The organism is Streptococcus massiliensis DSM 18628 (assembly GCF_000380065.1).
GTDB classification, from domain to species: Bacteria; Bacillota; Bacilli; order Lactobacillales; family Streptococcaceae; genus Streptococcus; species Streptococcus massiliensis.
Genome location: NZ_KB904367.1, coordinates 1 through 19,664, shown reverse-complemented (window position 1 = coordinate 19,664; position 19,664 = coordinate 1). Strand labels below are relative to the sequence as shown.

The 19,664-nt window shown below is 40.0% G+C and carries 20 protein-coding genes and 1 pseudogene; 2 read left to right on the top strand and 19 right to left on the bottom strand.

What is annotated here, in order from left to right; genetic code table 11:
- Positions 1–9 precede the first annotated feature (9 nt).
- The 12 genes and pseudogenes from A3I3_RS0101545 to A3I3_RS0101490 form a co-directional block, all read right to left on the bottom strand.
- Positions 10–294, bottom strand: a complete 285-nt coding sequence (locus A3I3_RS0101545; protein ID WP_018370982.1) for a PTS sugar transporter subunit IIB — start codon at positions 292–294, stop codon at positions 10–12.
- 55 nt (positions 295–349) lie between these two features.
- A complete protein-coding gene (locus tag A3I3_RS0101540) occupies positions 350–817 on the bottom strand; it encodes a PTS sugar transporter subunit IIA (protein WP_018370981.1) in 468 nt (155 codons plus the stop codon).
- Positions 818–827: 10 nt separating this feature from the next.
- Complete coding sequence (locus A3I3_RS0101535) at positions 828–1,655, bottom strand: PRD domain-containing protein (RefSeq protein WP_018370980.1); 828 nt, start codon at positions 1,653–1,655, stop codon at positions 828–830.
- A 156-nt stretch (positions 1,656–1,811) separates the two neighbouring features.
- A pseudogene (locus A3I3_RS10775) lies at positions 1,812–1,985 on the bottom strand (IS30 family transposase); the annotation flags it as partial.
- Positions 1,986–2,394: 409 nt separating this feature from the next.
- Positions 2,395–3,786 (bottom strand): amino acid permease, encoded by a 1,392-nt coding sequence (locus A3I3_RS0101525; protein WP_018370978.1) that lies wholly within the window; start codon positions 3,784–3,786, stop codon positions 2,395–2,397.
- Positions 3,787–3,907: 121 nt separating this feature from the next.
- A complete protein-coding gene (locus A3I3_RS0101520) occupies positions 3,908–5,896 on the bottom strand; it encodes an ABC transporter permease (RefSeq protein ID WP_018370977.1) in 1,989 nt (662 codons plus the stop codon).
- 1 nt (position 5,897) lies between these two features.
- Positions 5,898–6,656 carry an ABC transporter ATP-binding protein gene (locus A3I3_RS0101515; protein WP_018370976.1) on the bottom strand — a complete coding sequence of 253 codons (759 nt, stop codon included), beginning with the start codon at positions 6,654–6,656 and terminating at the stop codon, positions 5,898–5,900.
- Between the two features lie 42 nt (positions 6,657–6,698).
- A complete protein-coding gene (locus tag A3I3_RS0101510) occupies positions 6,699–8,669 on the bottom strand; it encodes an ABC transporter permease (RefSeq protein ID WP_018370975.1) in 1,971 nt (656 codons plus the stop codon).
- A gap of 41 nt (positions 8,670–8,710) precedes the next feature.
- Positions 8,711–9,442 carry a TraX family protein gene (locus A3I3_RS0101505; RefSeq protein WP_018370974.1) on the bottom strand — a complete coding sequence of 244 codons (732 nt, stop codon included), beginning with the start codon at positions 9,440–9,442 and terminating at the stop codon, positions 8,711–8,713.
- Between the two features lie 10 nt (positions 9,443–9,452).
- Entirely contained in the window at positions 9,453–9,599 is a 147-nt protein-coding gene (locus tag A3I3_RS10935) for a hypothetical protein (protein WP_018370973.1), read from the bottom strand.
- 164 nt (positions 9,600–9,763) lie between these two features.
- Positions 9,764–10,747 carry a sensor histidine kinase gene (locus A3I3_RS0101495; protein WP_018370972.1) on the bottom strand — a complete coding sequence of 328 codons (984 nt, stop codon included), beginning with the start codon at positions 10,745–10,747 and terminating at the stop codon, positions 9,764–9,766.
- Positions 10,740–11,417 carry a response regulator transcription factor gene (locus A3I3_RS0101490; RefSeq protein ID WP_018370971.1) on the bottom strand — a complete coding sequence of 226 codons (678 nt, stop codon included), beginning with the start codon at positions 11,415–11,417 and terminating at the stop codon, positions 10,740–10,742. The genes A3I3_RS0101495 and A3I3_RS0101490 overlap by 8 nt, the downstream gene beginning before the upstream one ends.
- Positions 11,418–11,495: 78 nt before the next feature.
- Here A3I3_RS0101490 and A3I3_RS0101485 point away from each other — a divergent pair, with 78 nt between their 5' ends.
- Positions 11,496–12,638 (top strand): DUF2974 domain-containing protein, encoded by a 1,143-nt coding sequence (locus tag A3I3_RS0101485; protein WP_018370970.1) that lies wholly within the window; start codon positions 11,496–11,498, stop codon positions 12,636–12,638.
- Between the two features lie 129 nt (positions 12,639–12,767).
- On the opposite strand, the gene tuf is transcribed toward A3I3_RS0101485, so the two are convergent.
- The 7 genes from tuf to A3I3_RS0101450 all read right to left on the bottom strand — a co-directional run bounded on the left by tuf (position 12,768) and on the right by A3I3_RS0101450 (position 18,480).
- On the bottom strand, positions 12,768–13,964 hold the full coding sequence (gene tuf, locus A3I3_RS0101480) for an elongation factor Tu (RefSeq protein WP_018370969.1): 1,197 nt from the start codon (positions 13,962–13,964) through the stop codon (positions 12,768–12,770).
- A 123-nt stretch (positions 13,965–14,087) separates the two neighbouring features.
- Positions 14,088–15,152, bottom strand: coding sequence for an anti sigma factor C-terminal domain-containing protein (locus A3I3_RS0101475; RefSeq protein WP_018370968.1), 1,065 nt, complete (start codon positions 15,150–15,152; stop codon positions 14,088–14,090).
- The gene (locus tag A3I3_RS0101470; protein WP_026129816.1) at positions 15,139–15,609 is read right to left on the bottom strand and encodes an RNA polymerase sigma factor; all 471 of its coding nucleotides are present in this window, start codon (positions 15,607–15,609) and stop codon (positions 15,139–15,141) included. Before A3I3_RS0101470 ends, A3I3_RS0101475 begins: the two co-directional genes overlap by 14 nt.
- A gap of 273 nt (positions 15,610–15,882) precedes the next feature.
- On the bottom strand, positions 15,883–16,719 hold the full coding sequence (locus A3I3_RS0101465) for a DNA/RNA non-specific endonuclease (RefSeq protein ID WP_018370966.1): 837 nt from the start codon (positions 16,717–16,719) through the stop codon (positions 15,883–15,885).
- A 16-nt stretch (positions 16,720–16,735) separates the two neighbouring features.
- Positions 16,736–16,924, bottom strand: a complete 189-nt coding sequence (locus A3I3_RS0101460) for a DNA-directed RNA polymerase subunit beta (RefSeq protein ID WP_018370965.1) — start codon at positions 16,922–16,924, stop codon at positions 16,736–16,738.
- On the bottom strand, positions 16,914–18,197 hold the full coding sequence (gene murA, locus A3I3_RS0101455) for a UDP-N-acetylglucosamine 1-carboxyvinyltransferase (RefSeq protein ID WP_018370964.1): 1,284 nt from the start codon (positions 18,195–18,197) through the stop codon (positions 16,914–16,916). The genes A3I3_RS0101460 and murA overlap by 11 nt, the downstream gene beginning before the upstream one ends.
- Before the next feature lie 52 nt (positions 18,198–18,249).
- The gene (locus tag A3I3_RS0101450; RefSeq protein WP_018370963.1) at positions 18,250–18,480 is read right to left on the bottom strand and encodes a DUF1146 family protein; all 231 of its coding nucleotides are present in this window, start codon (positions 18,478–18,480) and stop codon (positions 18,250–18,252) included.
- Positions 18,481–18,642: 162 nt separating this feature from the next.
- On the opposite strand from A3I3_RS0101450, the gene A3I3_RS0101445 reads away from it, so the two are divergent.
- Positions 18,643–19,599: a DDE-type integrase/transposase/recombinase gene (locus tag A3I3_RS0101445; protein ID WP_018370962.1), complete on the top strand. Its 957-nt coding sequence runs from the start codon at positions 18,643–18,645 to the stop codon at positions 19,597–19,599.
- The last annotated feature ends 65 nt before the right edge of the window (positions 19,600–19,664 follow it).

Here is a 19,664-nt window from a genome sequence, read left to right as displayed (position 1 = left end):
ATCCTTCTCCTATTTTTCCATAAGCTCTACAATACGATCAATGGAAGCTTGCGTGTTAACTCCTGTTAAGAAACAGACACCTGACACAAACTCACACTCTAATCCTTTAGGTGGCATAGTAGTTGCAATCAAAAAGTCGAAATTAGCTGACTTCGCAGGGGCCTCAGATACCTTGCATTGAGTAATCTTATATTTTCCCCTATAGCCTTTATCGTCTAAGATAGTGGCAATTTTACTGTGTACCACAGTTGAAGTTGCAATACCTGAGCCACAAGCTAATAAAATATTTTTCATAAAGACCTCCTTGAAAAACCATGGAAACTTATTTGCAATCCGATTAAAACTAGCTTTAATCGAACGTCCGACTTAAAATTTCTTTTATTCCTCCTTTAGTATGAGCTTGAGATAAGGCATCTAAAAATTGTTGGTTGGTTAACAATGAGATAAGAGAAGCTAAATAAGCTACCTGTGATTTTGGATCTTTTATCCCTAACACAAAGATATATTTAGCCTCTACCTCCTCATCGTCAGTTCCCATCTGAGTAAACTTAATAGCATCCGTCATCTTAAATACACTGATAAATTGTTTTTTGACGTGAATCGAATCTGTATGAGGTATTGCAATCCCAAAGTCACCTAAATTTAGACCTGTAGGATATTCTTTTTCTCTTTCTATAAGCGCGTGCTCAAAACTATTTTCAATATAATCTAGAGAAACTAATTTTTCAGATGCGATTCTAAAAAAATCAAATTTGTCATCTGCTTTAATATCTGTAAAAACCAAATCTTTGTTAAACATACTACTCAAATCAACCATAATAATCTCCCTAACAATTCTTTAAACGAATTAAATGAAGTAACAAATAAAAATTTTCCGGTTTACTTAAACAAATATCATGTTTATTTGATAATTCCTTATTAATGCAACTTAGTGTTTCCATCTCATCAACATACATAACTTCCGCAAGTGAGTAAAAATCGTCTATTGTAGCTTGTTGCTCTTCTTTTCTTACTGCAGAAAAATTTCTCATGATAAAATAACGTAGATGGACAATAAATCTTGAAAAATCAATACTTTCTTTATCGATTTTCTTCCCCCACTTTTCTTCAACTACATTTATCAAATCTGTTAAAATCGTGCTTAATTTTAACAGATTCGTCGAGGAATTCTTATCAAGCTGCATATTCACAAAATGTAAAGTAAAGAAAGATACCTCAGCTAACGGAAGAGATAAATGGTAGTTTTTGTTTATGTAATCAATAATCCACTTCGCTAAGTTATATTCTTCTGCGTAAAGATATTTCAATTCATAGGCAAATGGCTCTTGGAAAGTCGCCTCTTCTTGGTGACGGTCATGAATAAATTCGAGATGGCTTGCAAGAGAAACAATTGATTCTGCACTAATAACTGTTTTAAATTTTTTAGCTGTAACTTCTGCAATTTCTTCTGCAATCTCTAAATTCTTTTCTGATATGGACTCTAAGATATTTTTAGGGTTATTTTCGGTAATCTCATAGTACCTTAATCCTTGAACTTCCGAAATAATTTCTCCCTTTTTCTTCCCAAAACCAATTCCTTTTCCTAAAACTACAAACTGCTTTTTACCTTCTTCTACTAATAAAGCATTCTGATTCAACGACTGCATCACTCTCATAGTTATACTCTCCTAAAAAGGGAACAAAAAATGGCACTATTATCCCTCTGTCGTCTGGATAATAATGCCTAATTGAATAGTTACACTTCTATTTAATTTGTACTTTCATTATAACAAAAAATATAAATATGGTCAATATATTTTTAAAAATTAATTTTAAAAAATCCAAACTTTAAGTCCAAGTTGGCCAGCGTCTAAAAACTCTCTAAGAGATATGTGATCTAGTATTTTCTTTGGATAGTTGTTCATCCAATTTTCAATGAATGCGACTTGTTGTAGAGTTGCATCTTTGCCTCCTTTGGGTAACAAACGACGAATGAGTCTGTTATCTTTTGGACTATAAAAATAGGAATGTTTGCCTCCTGCTAACTCCGCCATTCTTTTTAGTACAGGATAAGTTTCTTCATAGTTTTTTGCGATTTTTACTTCCTCTAATGCTTTTTTACTTTCTTCTTCCCACTCTTTTCCTGCATACAGTCCAAAACTCATTTTGCCAAGTGCAGATTTAACATATTGCTGCGGACTTGGAGGAAGCAGGTAAATGTTATAATTTGGACCGAAATAAAACAATGCTGCCCCAGCCATTAACAACAATAAAACCAGCGCTCCCAGATACCCTAAAAACACTTTCTTCATTTTCAAACCTCCATTTTTTATTCGATTATATCAAAAGATAGAACTAATTTCCTTAGCTCTATCTTACATTTTTTAATTATTTCTTACAATTTTGTAAGATTAGCTACTCCCCAACTCCGGAATGACGGTAGCCGTAAAGGGCGTAGATGATGATACCGACGATTAGGGCAAGCCCGAAAGCAAGCCAAGTGACTAGCTCATACTGGGTCATAAAGGACAGGCAAATCACAATGGACAAGATTGGTAGAATGGGCATCAGCGGCGTCTTGAACTCGCCCTCTTTTGGTGCTCCCTGTTCCTTGCGCAATTTAATAATGGCGTAAGCCAACAAAATCAGGTAAGCCAGCGTACAGATATTGAGGAAGGAAGCAATCGTTGCTAAGGGAAAGACGCCCGCGCAGATAGCTGCAAAAATTCCTACCAAAATCGTGGCATTTTTAGGAACCTTGCTCGTTTGGGTCAAGTTGCTAAATTGTCGCGGCAAGAGTCCGTCGCGACTGATACTGTAGACCATGCGCGACAGGGCGTAGGTCATGGCAATACAAACCGTAATCAAGGTCAAAATCGCGACCACAGACACGTAATTCCCCGCCCAAGACAGACCGACGCTACGCAGAGCAAAGGCAACTGCGTCCGGTACATTTAGCTTGGTATAATGCACCATACCCGTCAAAATCAAGGTCACCACCACATAAAGCACCGTCACAATGCTGAGCGACAGGGCAATCCCGCGCGGAACATTCCTTTGCGGTTCCTTGACCTCATCGACCGCCAGAGAAATAGACTCAAAACCAAGAAAGGCAAAGAACATAATGGAAGCGCCAGCCATAATACCGGTTTTGCCGCCGTAGATTTGTCCAAAGCCAAAAGGCGCGAAGTTGGACCAATTTTCAGGTTTGATGAAAAAGAGACCTGCGACGATAAAGAGTGCCAAGGCTGAGAATTTGAGGACGACCAAGGCTGAGTTGAAGCGCAAAGCCGCCTTAGAATTGAGCAGAACAAGGCCTGTGACAAAAACCAAAACCAAGACCGGCAGCAAGTCAATATAGGTCCCTGCTGCTGGGTTGAAAGTGCCGTTGAGTGCGGTCGGAAGGCGAATGCCCCAATTTTCCAAAAGCCCTTTTAAATAGGAGCCCCAGCCCGAAGCCACACTGGAAACAGCAGTCAAAAATTCCATAATGGTCAGCCAGCCCGCTATCCAAGCAGGAAATTCGCCCAAGATGACGTAAAGATAGCCATAAGCACCACCGTTGGTTGGCACGCGCGAAGCAAATTCGGCATAAAAAAGAGCCGAAATGGTCACGCAGATAGCCGCAATTACAATGGAAATCGTCAGAGCTGGACCCGCATAAGTTGCCGCCCCAATTCCTGTAATAGTGAAGATTCCTGTTCCAACCATAGAGCCAATCCCCAGCAAAATCAAGTCCATAAGCCGCAGATGACGCCGCATGCCTGTCCGCTCATGTCCGCTTTCTTTTTTTCTAAAAATATTCATTTATTAACTCCCAGAAATATAAATAACCTAGTTATTGTATCATATTTTTTCGTAAAACGGTATAAATATTTATAAAATAAAAAGTTCTGAAACTATATTCAGAACTTTTTACTAGCATTTGTCACATTTTCACAATTCTGTGATAGCTGCGCGATGTAATAAGAAAGACGACGATATAGACGATGAGGAAGATCGCACAGACTCCCAGGGTTACCATGAGCATCAAGCCGCTATTTAGCACGCCCAGGATTTTCAAAATCAAACTGAGCATATGATAGGCAAAGGCCAAATGGACAAAGGCGAAAATCAAGGGCAGGAAGAAAACGGTCAGCACTTGTCTGCGAATGGTCTGATTGGTCTGCTCTTGGTCGAGCCCGACTTTTTGCAGAATGACGAAGCGCTCGCGGTCCTCGTAGCCTTCAGAAACTTGCTTGTAGTAGATAACCAAGACTGTTCCCAACATAAAGACAATGGCTAGGAAAATGCCAATGAAGAAGAGTCCGCCGAAGACAGTTGAGAATTCCTTAACCGCCACTACTCTCGCTGAACCGTAGAAGGCCGTTCCTTCTGGTAGGGTTTGATTGAACTGCTCCAGTTTTTTCTGGTAAGGCTGATTTAGTTTTTCTTTCACCTTGTTAGAAGCCTCAATATTGAGCCCGCCATAGAGATAGGGAGTAACATTAAATTGTTGGCTTTGTAGCGCTAGGAGCTGGTCAGGATGGTTGACCACCATATAAAGAATTTTGTCTGTAATTAAGCTGTATTCATCAGGGATGTAGCCAAAGATAAAGTTTTCATTAAACTCCTTTTTGACTGTCAAATCTTGATTAGCGATGCGCACTTTTTGCTGGGTGTCTAGCTTGACATTTTTACTATAAATCGCTGCTTCATTTTCTTGTAAATCCAACTTTTGACCTGTCATGGTTTCATAGTCCTTCGTTGACATCATGAAAATGATTGACTTAGGAATCACTCGATTTTGTCCCATATTGTAGAGCTCAAAGGTGTTGCCCGTCTGCTCCTTAACCCCCATAATATAAGACTGAACAGCATATTGTTTTTTGACCTTCAAGCCTTGTTCTGCTACAAATTCACTAAAAACTTGGTTCATTTGTTCAGTCGTGACATTTTTCCCATTTAGAGCAAAATCACTAGGATTGATCGCTTTTTGGAAATATTCATCGCCAGCATAGATATTACTGCCGCCTGCCAAGGTCACCAAGACCATGGTGGACAAGATACAAATGGTAGCAAGACCGACCGCATTTTTCTTCATGCGGTAGATGAGATTGGAGACCGAGATCATGTTTTTGGGCTGGTAATAATAGTTCTTGTTCTTTTGCAACATTTGCAGAAAAACGGTGATGCCAGCATTAAAAAGCAGATAGGTCGCTAGGATGACTAACAGCACAGCCAAGAAGAAGATGAAGATAGCTGACATGGGATTGGTTACGCTGAGCGCTAGATAATAGCCCGCCGCAAGCGCTAGTATACCCAGAATGGTTTGTCCCACAAGAAAGCGTCCTTTTTTCTCACCGCTTTGCTTTTCTTTGGTCATTTGCAGCGCATTAAAACGCAGCAGGCGCCAGCCATTAACAAAAACCAATAAAGCAAATATCCCACCATAAATAAAGACTACTGCAATTACAACTGGGACTTGGAAGGTTGAAACCAAAACAGCCTTTACACCGATTAGCTTTAGTAAAAAGGCATAAATCAAGTTGTCAAACAAAATTCCTGCCCCTAAACCCAAAGCAACCGTCACTAGTCCAAAGAGAACGAGCTCAATAAAAATCATGGAAAATAAATGTCGCTTATTGAGCCCCAGCATGCCGTAAACACCTAATTCTTTAGACCGATTTTTCATGACGAAGCTATTGGCGTAAAGAACGATAATCGTCGCAGCAATTGTTACAATGACCATCCCTAGGGCAAGTACCACAGCAATCGTGCTGCTACCTGCCATCTTACTCAAGTGAGGGTTGAAGGTTAAAGAGATAAAAATATAAGTAATGGCAACGGCAACACAGGTAGCCAACGCAAAAGGATAATAAAGAGTGCGATTTTTGATAAGGTTTGAAACTGCGAGTTTACTGGTAAGCCTAAACATTTTAGCCCACCTCACTCGCCATTACAGTCAAGGTATCTGAAATTTCTTGGAACATTTGCCGCTCTGTTTTATCCCCGCGGAAGATTTGATTGTAGAGAATACCATCTTTGATGAAAATCACACGCTTGGCACGACTAGCCGCTGCTGTCGAGTGGGTCACCATGAGAATGGTTTGCCCCTTGTCATTAAGTTCTTCAAAGACATCAAGCAAGGTCGCGGAAGATTTGGAATCCAGTGCTCCTGTCGGCTCATCAGCAAGGAGAATTTCTGGTTCAGTGATAATGGCACGCGCCACTGCCACCCGCTGCTTTTGACCACCTGAAATCTCATAAGGAAATTTCTCTTGTAGGTTGTTGATCCCTAGCTCATTACAAATCTCAACCAATTTGCGCATCATCTCAGTGATTGGACGGCGAGATAAGACCAATGGTAGCAAAATGTTATCTTTTACAGACAAAGTATCCAATAAATTGAAATCTTGAAAGACAAAACCTAGCTTTTCACGGCGGAAGCTCGACGCGTCCTTATTTTTGATGGTCGCTGTGTCGGTGCCGTTGAGGAAAACGCGCCCTTCTGTCGGCTTATCCAGCATAGCGAGAATATTAAGAAGAGTTGATTTCCCAGAACCAGATTCCCCCATGATAGCGACATATTCGCCCTTGTCCACTGTAAAGTGAATATCACGAAGCGCTTCTACTTGGTTTCCTTGGAAGCGAGTTTTGTAAATTTTTTTCACATGTTGAACATCTAAAACAGTCATTATAAGTACCTCTTTTTCTTTATTATGTATAATTTTTAAATTTTAATGAGAAACAATCTTTCGATAAGTTCTTGCCGTCAGTAGAAAGACAACAATATAAGCTATGAGAAAGATTAGACAAATTCCAATCGTTGTTTGAATGAGCAACCCCACATTACTTGCACCAAGCATAGCCACAATTAGACTGATCATTTTAAAAGCCACCGCTAAGTGTACAAATGCAAAGACCAGCGGTAAGAAGAAAACGATCAAAATTTGCTTTTGAATGGTGCGCTTGGTTTGACTTTGATCCAATCCTACTTTTTGCAGAATAACAAAATTATCCCGATCCTCATATCCTTCTGAAATTTGCTTATAGTAGATAACCAAGACCGCTCCGATCAGAAAGATCACAGACAGAAAAATACCGATAAAAAGGAGAGTCCCCACAACGCCACGATATTCCTTTTCAACAGACTGACGACTAGTAAAACTAAAATTTCCAGCCGTTTCTTGTTCGCGTAAAGTCATCAGCCTATCCAGTGCCTGACTAGCGAAATGACTTATATCTTTCACTTCTGTCGAACTATCAACACCGACATAATACGTTTTCGATTCAATTTTCATGATTTGACTGGGATCATTCACCACTGCATAAATTTGCTTATTACCAACAGCGACGCCTTCATTTGGAATGTTTCCATGGCTAAAATCTTTTCTTACAATCTTTTTGATTGTAAGAGACTTATCATTAACTTGTAAAGGCTTATCAGCCAGCAGTGAGTTGTCCTTTGCATAGACAATCGTTTCATTATCTGCTAGACTAAGTTTCTCGCCTGTCATTTTTCCATATTCAGCAGAGCTAATAACAGTAAAAACCATATCTGGAATCCTGTTTCCATTTTCTACTGAAATCAACCGATTAGCGGTTTTCCTTTTGACACCTACGGTATAGTAAGTATACGTATGATAACTAGGAGAAGCTATCTGATTCTCTGCAACTAGCTCCTTGACTGTTTTTAGAAGAAAATCCTCTTCTTTTTCATTTCCTGTACTGACTGAAAAATTATAAGCGTGAGGATACAGACTATCCAGATAGTCCTTACCGCCAACATAGATGTTGATAGAACCCACTAGGGTAACCAACAGCATGGTTGATAAGATAGAAATCGTCGCAAGCCCCGCTGCGTTTTTACGCATACGTGCAACTAGATTGGAGACGGAAATCATATTTTCGGGTTTGCGATAATAACTCTTACTTTTTTTCAAGAACTGCAAGAAAGTGATGGAGCCTGCATTAAAAAGAATGTAAGTTGCTGCAATTACCAAGATAACTGCCCAAAAAAACTGGATAATCGCCGCCACAGGACTCTTAACCATCAAAGCCATATAATAGGCAATACCTAGCAAAACAAGCCCAATCAAGGTCTGCAAGAGAAGCAAACGCCCCTTCTTCTCCCCAGCTTTTTTCTCACGAATCATAGTAAGCGAGCTATAACGCAGAAGCCTAGCACTATTGAGCAAGAGAATCAAGGCAAAAGCGACAGCTAGGCTGACTAAAGTTAGAAAGATATTGAACCACTGGAAAGTTGAAGCTAAGACTACAGGCATCCCCATAACTTTGAGTAAGACAGCGTAGAGAAGTTTGTCAAATATAAATCCAACACCAAGCCCCAAGCCAACAGTTCCCGCAAAGAAGAGCAAAAGCTCAACAAAGGTCATAACGAGTAAGTGCCACTTTTCCATCCCAAGAATACTATAGAGCCCCAACTCGCGCGAACGATTTTTCATGACAAAGCTATTCGCATAGGCAACAAGAATCAAAACCGCAATTTGAATCACAATAATCCCAAATTGCAAAGTCATCCTTGAAGCAGCACCTCCGTAACTCTTTTCCATATCTGGACTATAAGCCAGAGAGATAAAGCTGTAAAGGATCGCAGTCGCTATCATCGTAGCAAGAGCGAAAGGATAGTAAAGTTTGCGATTTTTCACTAGATTTGACAGGGCAAGTTTACTGGTAAGTTTAAACATCTCCGTACCTCCATATTTCATTTTACTATTTTAAATCTGACTTAGCCAGCCATAAAAAAGGCAAGCGTTGCCAGCAACCAGAGGTGAGCCGGATAAAAGACATAAAAGAAATATTTGCTAAAAGATGTCTTTGGTCCTCGCTCACCATTATAAAGCGCTAGCAAGAGAAGCACACTGATAAAGAGAAAGTCTGAATTATAAAGTAACATCTCCAGTGTCTCCTGCCAACTTGGACAGGCAGTATAGGACATGATCAGTAAAAATGCTGACAAAAGAAGATATAGACTATTACGCAAAATCTTCCGTTCTCTGCAGACGTAGCTAATCAGCATAAAAGGCAAAATAACAATCCCACCTTCGGTGAGAAAACTACCTGCAAGTAAAGTCAGCACTCCTGCTACGAGATACCAACCTTTAGATAAGGAAGAAAATCTATAAAAGAAAGTTAACATCAGCACACCCATGGCTAAGGTCAGAAAAATATTATTTTCAAGATGAATCTGCCGCGACTGATAAAGCAGGTTTAGCAGCGCATTTCCTCCTGCCATAAACATTCCCCAAGAAAATAAGCGGAGTAGGTAGGCTTTTAAGTTACGCGTATGAATGAATCCCTCCACCGCCATATAGGCAAAATAGACTCCCACACAGCGAGTTAGCGCATGAAAAATCCCTTCCCAGCTGGGAGAAACAAGCCCTGGAATAATATAGATATGATCCAGCACCATCAAGGCTGCCATAGCTAATTTTAACTGATAAGCATTATACTTTTTCATCTGCTTCTCCTTAACCCATCATCCGCAAATCCATACAAAATTGATTCATTTCGATTAAGGTTTCCTGCTTTTCAATCTTTTCTCGTAAGGATTCTTCTTTGAGCACTTCCGGTTTATGGCTCACATGATTTTTGAACAATTCTTCTAACTTTTTCATCGTTTCATCCTCACTTTCTACTCCTCTCATATAAAGAGCATGTTTAACTTATTTACAAGACTAGTATATAAAAAAAGAAAGGTCGGTACCATAACCTAACCTTTCATTTTTAAGGATAATTCTTACAATTTTGTAAGAAAGAAAAATATTTTTAAAAACTTGAACTACTCAAATACCAACTGCCGACGTTTGAGATCAATTTTAACTGTCGTCCCTTGACCAACCTTGGACTTAAGCATAATTGGATAGTCCAGTTTATCAAGGATTTGCTTGGTCAGGTAAAGTCCTAAACCAGAAGATTGCTGCGTCAAGCGCCCATTGTAGCCAGAAAAACCTCGCTCGAAAACTCGCTGCAAATCGCTCTCTTGAATCCCTAGACCTGTATCGACTAAATAAAGGCTGTCATCCTTGACATAGATCTCCACGCCACCTTGATTAGTATATTTGACACTGTTGGACAAAATTTGTTCCAAAACAATAAGAAACCACTTGCGATCTGTCACAAATTCATAATCCAAATCATGCAAGTTGAGGCTGAGATGTTTTTGAATGAAGAAAAGCGAATATTTCTTCACTGCTTCCTTGACTACATCTGCTAAATTTTCCTTTTTAAGTACCAAATCGTCGTGGAAACTTTCCAATCGTAAATATTGCAAGACAAGATTTGCGTAAGCTTCTATTTTAAACAACTCTTGCTGCAAGGCCTGACGGCTATTCGTCTCAGCGAGATTATCAACTAACAAACGACTAGCAGCAATCGGCGTTTTGATCTGATGCGCCCAAAGAGTAAAATAATCTTCTGCCTCTGAACGCTTCTGCCTCTCTGCTTCATCTAGGTTCTGCAATTTCTGCTGACTTTCTTGAAGCCGTTCCAAAAGCAGCTGCTCAGAGCCTGACTGCATAACTATATCTTCTCTTTCCCAGAGCAAATGCTTAAACTGCTGGTAATTGCGAAAAACATCTAAACTAAGAAGTGGAAAGCCCAGAAAAAACAAGAGCAAGGAAATATAATTAATCATCTGTCCCTGACTTGTGTAGAGAAATGTCAACAGCCCTAGCACAAAAAAGAACAAGAAAAGCAAGAGCAGAAAATACCGCCGAGAAGAAATATACCCTTTTATGAAATGAAGTTTTTCCTTACTAGTCATGACGTAGACCGTATCCTATTCCTTTTTTGGTTTCAATAAAGTTTACCAGACCCACTTCCTCCAATTTCTTACGCAAACGTGCGACATTAACCGACAAAGTATTGTCATCGATGAAAAAGTCACTATTCCATAGCTCCTGCATAATGTCTTCACGTGTGACAATAGCCCCTTTTCGCTCAAACAATATTCGTAAAATTTGAAATTCATTTTTTGTCAGATCAACCACTTGCCCATTGACTACAATATCCATATTTTTCAAGTTAAGCACAGTGCCTTGATATTCTAGGAGATTATTGTCTGTACCAAACTCATAGGAACGACGGAGCAGCCCTTGAATCTTAGCCAAGAGAACATTGATATCAAAGGGTTTGGTCACATAATCGTCTCCACCCATATTGATAGCCATAACAATATCCATTGCCTGATCGCGTGAAGACAAAAACATAATCGGCACTGTTGAAACCTTACGGATTTCCTGAGCCCAATGATAACCATTAAACATCGGCAAACCAATATCCATCAAAACCAGATGAGGATTTTCCTGAACAAAAATGCTTAAAACTTGAGTAAAGTCTTCTATATCAATAACCTGAAAATCCCACTGTTCCAAGCTCTGCTTTACCATTTGGCGGATGATTGGATCATCCTCCACTAACATAATCTTGTGCATATACTTTCCTCATACTTTTTATTTATTCTATTATAGCAAAAATATGATATACTAAACATGAAAAACCGGAGGAAAAATATGAATTTATTTGATTATCTAGAACAGGTTAAAAATGAAACAATCTACGACAAAGATCTGACCATTTTGGATTTACTGATGTTTACAGAATTAAGCTACATAAATTTTGATGGAGTAGCTGATAAAAATTTTGACCGCTACCATGCAAAGCGCCTAGATGATTGTGCTGAGGCTCTTACAGATCTAGCTCCAACACCGACTATTATGGGAAAGGAACACTTGCAACTATTGCAACAAATGGGACAAAGCCTGCGTTTTAAAAGCAGCAAGCTTATGGGCTACGTTAACGATATTGATTCAGATATCGAAAAACAATTTTCAGCAACAACTTTTCGGATTAAACCAGATACTTACATCGTGGCTTTCCGTGGAACAGACGATTCCATTATCGGTTGGAAAGAAGATTTCCACATGACCTACATGCCACAAATCCCAGCTCAACTAACAGCAACACATTATCTGGAAAAAGCTCTCGCTGAGTTACCCGGAACCTTTTACGTCACAGGGCATTCTAAAGGAGGTAATTTGGCAACTTTTGCGACCAGTCATTTAAGTTCAGAGAACCAAGAACGGATCAAACTCATCACCAGCTTTGATGCGCCGGGACTTAATAAACTTATTATTGAAACGGCAGGTTATCAATCAATTAGTCCTAAAATCGAACGCTATATTCCTTATGGCTCGATTGTCGGTATGATGCTGGAAATTCCTGAAACTGCTCACATCGTTCAGAGTACTGCTATCGGCGGCATTGCACAGCACAATCCTTTTTCTTGGAAAGTTGAAAATGATTCTTTTCTGCTAGCTGATGGACTCAATGCAGATAGTCTGCAAACTGACAAAACTCTAAAAAATTGGGTCGCTTCCACTCCCGATGACCAACTGAAACAATTTTTTGATCTCTTTTTCGGGCTGATTTTAGATGCTAACATTACTTCGATTACTGATTTTTTCCAGCTAGACGCACCCAAAAAAATAATAACAATTCTTGACAACACCAAGGCACTTGACCCAAACGAAAAAGAAATGCTCATTCGTTTAACCAAACTCCTCTTTAGCCTACGCTTTGAAAGTTGGAAAGAAGAGAGCAAACTTCCTAAATTCCCCCTTCCCTTTACAGGAGAAAAAGAGGAACTTTCCTGATTAATAGCTAAAACCTTACTAAAATTTAGTAGGGTTTTATATTTCAATATAACAAAAGCCCTCTGCTCAAACAGAGGGCTACAATTAAAGTTGTCTGACTATAATTGTTAATCTGGGAACTTAATTGAATTAAGCTTCGATTTCTGTAACCATACCTGAACCTACAGTACGTCCACCTTCACGGATAGAGAATGTAGTTCCTTGTTCTACGGCGATTGGGTGGATCAACTCAACATCGATAGTCACGTTATCACCAGGCATAACCATTTCAGTACCTGCAGGAAGTTCGATAGAACCTGTTACGTCAGTTGTACGGAAGTAGAATTGAGGACGGTAGTTGTTGAAGAATGGAGTATGACGTCCACCTTCTTCTTTAGTAAGGATATAAACTTCACCTTTGAATTTAGTGTGTGGGTTGATTGAACCTGGTTTAGCAATAACTTGTCCACGTTCGATTTCGTCACGTTGGATACCACGAAGAAGAACACCTACGTTATCTCCAGCAAGACCTTCGTCCAATTGTTTACGGAACATTTCAACACCAGTAACAACTGCTTTACGAATTTCGTCTTTGATACCAACGATTTCGATTTCGTCGTTGACTTTAACAACACCACGGTCGATACGTCCTGAAGCAACTGTACCACGTCCAGTAATTGAGAATACGTCTTCGACTGGAAGCAAGAGTGGCTTGTCAGTGTCGCGTTCTGGTTCTGGAATGTACTCATCAACAGTATCCATCAATTCCATGATGATGTCTTCGTACTTTTCATCACCTTCAAGAGCTTTAAGAGCTGAACCTTGGATAACTGGAAGATCGTCACCTGGGAAGTCATATTCTGAAAGCAGGTCACGGATTTCCATTTCAACCAATTCAAGCAATTCTTCATCATCAACCAAGTCAGTCTTGTTCATGAAGACGATAAGGTGTTTAACACCAACTTGGCGTGAAAGAAGGATGTGCTCACGAGTTTGTGGCATTGGTCCGTCAGTTGAAGCTACTACAAGGATAGCTCCGTCCATTTGAGCGGCACCAGTGATCATGTTTTTAACGTAGTCCGCGTGTCCTGGAGCGTCGATGTGAGCATAGTGACGTTTAGCAGTTTCATATTCAACGTGCGCAGTGTTGATGGTGATTCCGCGTTCGCGTTCTTCTGGAGCAGCATCGATTGAAGCGTAATCTTTAGGTTGGTTAACTGAGCTTGGAAGACGACGTGCAAGTACAGTCGTAATAGCTGCAGTCAAGGTAGTTTTACCATGGTCAACGTGTCCGATTGTACCGATGTTAACGTGTGGTTTACTACGATCGTATTTTTCTTTTGCCATTTGAGTAAAAGCCTCCAATAAAATATATTTTATAGATAGACAGTAGGCAATACAGTCTAACTTTCCTTACTATTTTATCAAATTTTCTTCAAATTGCAAGTGTTTTACGCCTTTTTTATCAATTTATTCTTTGTCCAACTTGTAGTATGGTTGATTTGGTATAGAAGCTCCAATGCTTGATGCATAAATCCACTCCTTACCTTCCAACTGTGCAAAATTTTCAGCTTTTCCTGTTAGGATAACGCCTGAGAATTCTAATTTTTCTAAGTCTTCTTTCTTAGACAAGTCTAGCTTACCAAATTTTTTCAAGTAGGTTTTAATATCATCTGACGGAGTTACATTATTGTAGGTACTTTTTCCAATGTCAGTCGCAATATATTTTTTTAAATTAACCAAGAATCCATCTACATCTTTCATTTGGGCAAGTCTGTTACTCAGTCTCTCTCCTTCTTTGAGATTTTTAATAGCTTCTTCTGCTTCCTTTTTGTGAACATATTCTTTTTTCGTTAGATAATCTGGACTCGTGCCGTATAGATTACTTGGTTGCCACCAACTTGGATCACCTGTTGAATTTGTACCAATCCAATACCAATTGGTTTTAAGATTCTTAGGAATCATTGCTCGAATTTCTTTTAAACTATATGGTTTATCAAAAGTCAGTGCTACCTCTACTAATTGATTTTGCATATCTTTTACGTAAGGAAGCTCTTTAGTTGGTTCATGGACAGATTCTCCTTTCTCCTCTTTCACATTTTTATTGTAGAATTGTGGCACTTTTTGGTTATTTTCTATTTGAATAGTTGCCCCAGATTCTGTATATCTGCCAGAATTTGCATGAAAATGGATTCCTCGATTGATATTAAAAATTCCAAAATCTGCCTTATATTCACCATAGTCGAGTGGAATTCCATAAATATCTTTAGCTTGTCTACCTTTAATACCACCATGGAGCATGTCCCCACCATTAGCAGACCAGGTATAAGTTTCAATATTAGGAAAGGCAACGCTTTCAAATAGTTGTACCTCATTGACTACCTTCCAAGCTTGGTTGCTGATGAGTTTTCCCGTAATCATACGAGCACCAATATATATTCCAAAAAATACTACCACTACTGTTGTTGACCAGAGAATGATTCGCTTTCTATTTCTCTTTTTGTTTTTCTTTGCAACGATTTCAAAAGTTTCCATGATAATATCCTTTCTTTTCCAAAACCTGTCGAAGTTTATTTCGACTGCGCATGAGCTGAACCTTGACCTTGCTGTTAGAATAATGAAGCACTTCTGCTATTTCGCCTGTTGAGAACCCTTGAAAATAATAAAGATCCAACATGATTTTATCCCGCATTGGCAACTTTTCCACCTCCTCCATGAGAAAGTCGTAGTCTGATCCTTCAACAATCAATTGATTTCCCTTTGTAAAAAAATCTCGTCTCAGGATTTCCATATAATGCTTATCACGCCGGTATTTATCAATATAACGGCAAATAGACACACGATACATCCAAGCTCGCATTTTTTCAGCAGGGATGACAAAATCAGACTCTAGCATTTTGATAAAAACATCTTGAACAACATCTTCTGCTTGCTCTTTTGGAACGCCTGAGCCTTGCAGATAATAGACGATTTCTTTCGCAAAGGCAATCAAGACTTTTTCATAATCATCAAGCTTGATCTTCTCCACCTCCTCTCACTAATAAAACGAATCAACATTCTAAACGGTTACATTTATTATACAAAAAAGAGGCTGGGACAAAAGTCTGCAACCTCGAAAATCTGTTTGGAATATGTACAAGACGCGGTAGCCTCTTGACTTCTACGTTCGCCATTGCAGGCTCCGTACAAGCCTAATGGGCATCGCGGGGGTGGGACAACGAACTATTCCTTTTAAGGAATGAGTTCTGTCCCGCTCCCTTAATTTTTATTCTGTTTTGGTGACTTGTCCTGTTCGATAGTCCAGCTGAATGCCTTTTTGAACATTAGGAACAAAAACATTGAACTCTAGACTACCATCACTAGACTTGGCTTCGATCTGATTGCCCGAAGGAACCAGATCTTCTGGACTGCTGTAAATAGCTGTCACCCGATAGCGCACTCGTTTTTTCTTATCTAATGCTTTACGAACCAGACTTTCATAGTAATTTTGCCCAGTCGAGTCGCTATCGCGCGCCTGATTTGCCCAAGCTGTCTGAACTGCTATATTAGCTGGATTGCTAGTTGAAGCATCAAAACCTTTGAGATTTCCAACCAAAGCATATCCAATCAAATGCCCCCTATCGACTGCATGAGTGTAAGAGCCAGAGAGATTTTTAAGCTGGTGCCAACCTGCTGGTGTCCATGTTGTAGAGCCATTTCCTGTCTCTTCACGATTCTTGTATTGGCGTGTCGCTTGTGACAAGAGAGCATTGCCAACTGTGGGAACTGTCCTTCCTGCCACTGTTTTGGTTTGATTTTGTGCGTAAGGGGCGCTTGCCACCTTAGCATCTAGGTTTGTTACATTGCCATTGATAACAAAAGCACCCGCTCCATTCCACTCGATCTTGCCTTTTAACTGCTTTTTGACATTTTCTGTTAAAACAGAACTTGCTAATTCTTGGCTGGGTGTATTTTTATTGGTTGAAGTGTGTTGATGGATACTTGGCTGATTTGCGGACTGAAAATTTCCGCCTGCATAGTAGCCACCAATAGCAAGCACTAAGGCAACTGCCGCACCAGCAAAAGAAATTATTGTTTTTTGTTTTATCTTTTTTCTTGTCATACTTTTTTATTCGTAATTACTGACCCGTAAATTTAGATAAAATTTCTTTCCAAGTGTCAGGTGAGAGGATTGACCAAGGATTTTCTCCATTTCCTAAACCACCATAGCCAAAAGCAAGACCTAAAGCAAATATTATGGCTGCTAGTACAAGTACTAGTAAAATTAGAGCTGATTGTTTCACAACATATCGTAATCTAGTCTTCATCATCACTTTCCTCTACACGGCTAATATCTGCACCTAAAGCGGCCAGTTTCTCATGGAATTTATAATATCCTCGATCCAAATGAGTCAATCTTCCCACTTTCGTCTGACCTTGTGCAACCAGACCTGTCAAAATCAAGGCTGCACTGGCGCGCAGATCCGTTGACATAACTTCTGCTCCCTGAAGTTGTCCACCTCCCACAATCATAGCTGTATCACGTAAAATATCTGATACTAAGCCCATACGCCGCATTTCTTCTAAGTGTTGGAAACGATTTTCAAAGACCGTTTCAATCATCGTTGAATCTCCCTGAGCAACGGCCATGAGAGCTGTAAATTGTGCCTGCATATCCGTTGGGAATCCTGGATGGGGCAAAGTTTTTACATTTACCGCTTTTAAGTGTGCCACATCTGATTGAATACGAATCCCACCATCTTCTTCAGTCACTTGCACACCCATTTCCTGCATTTTGAAAAGAAGAGGACGATTATGCTCCCAGATAGCGTCTTTCACTAGAACATTGCCGCCAGTCATAGCTGCTGCCACCATAAAAGTCCCTGCTTCGATACGATCCTGCACCACACTATGCTCCGCTCCGTGAAGGCTGTCAACACCTGTAATCGTCAAAGTTTCTGTTCCTGCACCACGAACCTTAGCGCCCATTTTATTGAGCAACATAGCAAGGTCAACAATTTCTGGCTCACGAGCTGCATTTTCAATCACGGTAGTTCCTTCAGCCAAAGTCGCTGCCATCATGATGTTTTGTGTGGCACCAACACTAGGGAAGTCCATATAAATGTGTGCTCCCTTAAGGCGCTTAGCTTTTGCTTCGATATTCCCAGCAGTTTGACTAATCTCTGCCCCCATTGCTTCTAAGCCCTTGAGATGTAGATCAATCGGACGACTTCCAATCGTACAGCCGCCGGGCATAGACACCTTAGCATGACCTTTCCGAGCTAAAATCGGCCCTAAAACAACGATCGAAGCACGCATTTTATTGACGTACTTGTAAGGTGCTTCTTCAGATAGTTCACCAGTTGCATCCACAAGGATCGTATTTTTCTCTTGCTCAAAATCAACATCAGCATTGAGACCTCGCACGACATTATTCATGGTAAAAACGTCTGATAAGATCGGTACATTTGTCAGGATTGTCTTACCTGTACTAGCAAGCACAGTTGCTGCTAAAAGAGGAAGAACCGCATTCTTAGCTCCTTCAACTGTCACTTCACCAACCAAACGAGTATTTCCACCATTTACGATAATTTTTTCCATTGATAACTACTCCGTTAAGATTATGATAGTTAGTATCTGTTTGTCAGCTAATCTAAAAATTTCCCTGAAAGAAACTACGACTAGCTTCCCAGATCGTCAGGAAAAATGAACTGACTAGATAGCCCAAGGCAATACTAAAAAAGACCATTAACAAACGAATTGCACGCTCGTTTTCTCCAGTAACTTTAAAAAATCGATTCCAGTCCACAACCTTATAAAAGAGTTGAAAACTAATAAAAATAAAGAAAAAATGACTACTGAGGGTAAAAATGGTCTGTATCATAAATTCCATTATACCATAAATTTTCGCCAGTCAAAAGTAGACGCTCAGATAGCCACACATAAAAATGTCCCGCTACAATAGATGTGAGACCAATTGAAGCCAAAAAGAAGAATCCTTGATATGATAAGAGTCATGACACAACTACCACAAAGGAATCTTCTCATGACTAGTATACCACAACATCTCCGCTATTTGCCACACACACTCAATACGCGCTACCATGCGGTCAAAACCTATCGCACTGGCGCATCAGTCGCTTTCATCTGTCGCAGATACAAGGTCTCAAAGGCTTCCCTCATGCGCTGGAACAAGCGTTTTGACGGCACAAAAGATTCTCTGCGGGATAAGTCTCACAAACCTCTGACTCCTCATCCAAATGCTCATACCGATGAAGAAATCACCTGGATTAAAAACTGCATTCGGCGAAATCCCAATGCAACTCTCATCGAGATTTTCTACAAGCTCAAGGTCAATAAAGGTTACAAACGCCATCCTAACTCCCTTTACCGAGTCTTGAGAAAACTAGGATTCTTCAATGATACCAAGAAAAAGAAGAAGGCTTACGTCCCCAAGCCCTACGATACTCCGACACAACTGGGAATAAAGTGGCAGATGGATGTCAAATATGTCCCAAAGCACTGCTACACGGGCAAACTTCCTGATAAGTTTTACCAGTACACTATGATCGACGAAGCCTCCAGAGAACGCTTTATCTTCCCTTTCAAGGAACAATCCTCACATTCGACCGTGCAATTTGTCAAAATGGCCATCAAACACTTTAAATACCAGCCCAAAATGATTCAAACCGATAATGGTGTTGAGTTCACTCATTTCAAGGAAACCAAGCAGATCCATCCTTTGGATATCCTTTGTCAGGAGTTAGGAATTGAACACAAGTGCATCCGCCCTCGAACGCCACGACACAATAGGAAGGTTGAACGCAGCCACCGAAATGATAACAGGCGCTTCTACCAACGCTTGCAATTTTACTCTTACGATGACCTTATCAAGCAGATGAAAAACTATCTTTACCTGTCTAACCGCCTCCCCATGCAGACTCTTAACTGGTTATCGCCTATTGAAATCAGAAATTCTTTACAAGGGGCTAGCCCCTTGTAAAGAATAACATATCAGCTTTCTATTTCTTAGATTGTTGGTCTCACATCATTGACAATGGGACAAAA